This window comes from Bacillus sp. P4_D3, assembly GCF_056401855.1.
Window position 1 is genome coordinate 1 of the sequence record NZ_JBFUIN010000630.1, and the last position, 1817, is coordinate 1817.

Sequence of the window (1817 nt, forward strand, 5' to 3'; positions counted from 1 at the left end):
AGATTATAATACGTTACAGCTACAGGCATGGGCACCAAAGCGACTAAATAGAGAAAGTTGGCTAAAGTCTTTAGAAAAGAATATTAGTTATGTAGCGGATAACAACGGTGTGATAGTTGGATTTGGGGGATTATAATGATGAACATTACATAAATCATTTGTTTACACATAAAGATTATCAAGGGAAAGGGATAGCTTCTTATATATTACAAAAGTTAGAAAAAGAAGTAATGAAGCTAGAACATAGGGATATATATACAGAGGCAAGTATTACAGCAAAACCTTTCTTTGAAAGTAAAGGTTATATTTGCATAAAGGAACAAAATAAGCAGCATAATGGTCAGATTTTTATTAATTATATAATGAAAAAAATAGCCTTCTCATAAATGAGAAGGCTATTTTTCATTATTTTACAGCTTCTTTTAGTTCTTTACCAGCTTTAAAAGCAGGTACTTTAGAAGCTGCGATTTGCATTTCTTCACCCGTTTGTGGGTTACGGCCTGTACGAGCAGCTCTTTCGCGAACTTCAAATGTACCGAATCCGATAAGTTGTACTTTTTCGCCAGCAGCTAAAGAGTTAGTGATTGATTCTACTACAGTTTGTAAAACTACAGTAGCTTCTTTTTGAGAAATTTCAGCTGATTGCGCTACGTTTTTGATTAATTCTGTTTTATTCATGTTTTCACCTCATATGTAAATAATGCTATTTAAGTTGTTATTATAACGTATAAAAGTTCAGAGAACAAGTGTACGCAGATATATTTACAAAAAAATTGAAATTCGTATCGTTTTTTCATGTTGTCACATCAATGTAACAAAAAGGTTTTAAAGTACATCTAGAGGTGAAAATATGAATACGCATCATGTAAAAAAAGAGCGGAAAAAATCAATCGTAAAGAAATTTATTATTAGTTTCATAAGTATATTAATGATTCCAATAAGCTTGTATTTCTATGCAACAGAAATAGAACGAAGATTAGTATCGGTCACGTGGAATGAAATAGAAGCTCCTACGATTCCTAAAGAGTTTAACAATAAAAAGATATTGCAATTCTCAGATGTGCATTTAGGGCCAGAGTTTACACTGAAGCAACTAGATAATTTGGTGGAGAAAATGAATGAGTTACGTCCAGATATAGTAGTTTTTACAKGGGATTTAATAGATAAGTTCGGATCTTATAATGAGGAAAGAGAAGAGGCGAAAGAAATTTTGAGGAAAATTCATGCTCCTCTCGGAAAGTATGCTGTGTTTGGGAATCATGATAGAGGCGGGGGAGGTAGTTTATTCTACAAAAGGTACATGGAGGAAGCGGGTTTTTCTGTTTTAGTAAATGACGTGCAGAAAATTAAAGTGGAAAATGGCAAGTATATTACAATATCAGGTTTGGATGATTTCTTATTAGGGAAACCACAAATAGACTCGACTTTAAAAAACTTAAGACAACAAGATTTCAATATGTTATTAGTACATGAGCCTGATGTTGTAGACAAAGTAGCTTGTTATCCAGTTGATTTTCAAATCTCAGGACATAGTCACGGAGGACAAGTTCAGATTCCTTTTGTAGGTCCTTTAATTACCACAAAATTAGCAGAGAAGTATGTTGAAGGAATGTATGAATTAGAAGGAAAGAGTAAGCCATTACATTTATATGTAAATCGCGGTATTGGGACGACGCGAATGCCTGTTAGATTTTGGAGTGTACCTGAATTTTCAGTTTTTGTATTGAAGCAAAGTAGTAACTAAAGTAGAACGTTTCATATTTTGGAGAATTAAGAGTACTTTTAAAGAAAGTTCTCTTTTTTTATTGATTAAATAC

Annotated in this window: 2 protein-coding genes and 1 pseudogene; 2 read left to right on the top strand and 1 reads right to left on the bottom strand. The window is 32.7% G+C overall.

Annotated features, from left to right (window positions below; translation table 11 throughout):
- A pseudogene (locus AC1DTM_RS24960) lies at positions 1-386 on the top strand (GNAT family N-acetyltransferase); the annotation flags it as partial.
- A 19-nt stretch (positions 387-405) separates the two neighbouring features.
- Here AC1DTM_RS24960 and AC1DTM_RS24965 read toward each other — a convergent pair.
- Positions 406-678: an HU family DNA-binding protein gene (locus tag AC1DTM_RS24965; RefSeq protein WP_002111275.1), complete on the bottom strand. Its 273-nt coding sequence runs from the start codon at positions 676-678 to the stop codon at positions 406-408.
- Positions 679-850: 172 nt separating this feature from the next.
- Between AC1DTM_RS24965 and AC1DTM_RS24970 the strand changes: the two genes are divergently transcribed.
- Positions 851-1744, top strand: coding sequence for a metallophosphoesterase (locus AC1DTM_RS24970; protein WP_477001142.1), 894 nt, complete (start codon positions 851-853; stop codon positions 1742-1744).
- The last annotated feature ends 73 nt before the right edge of the window (positions 1745-1817 follow it).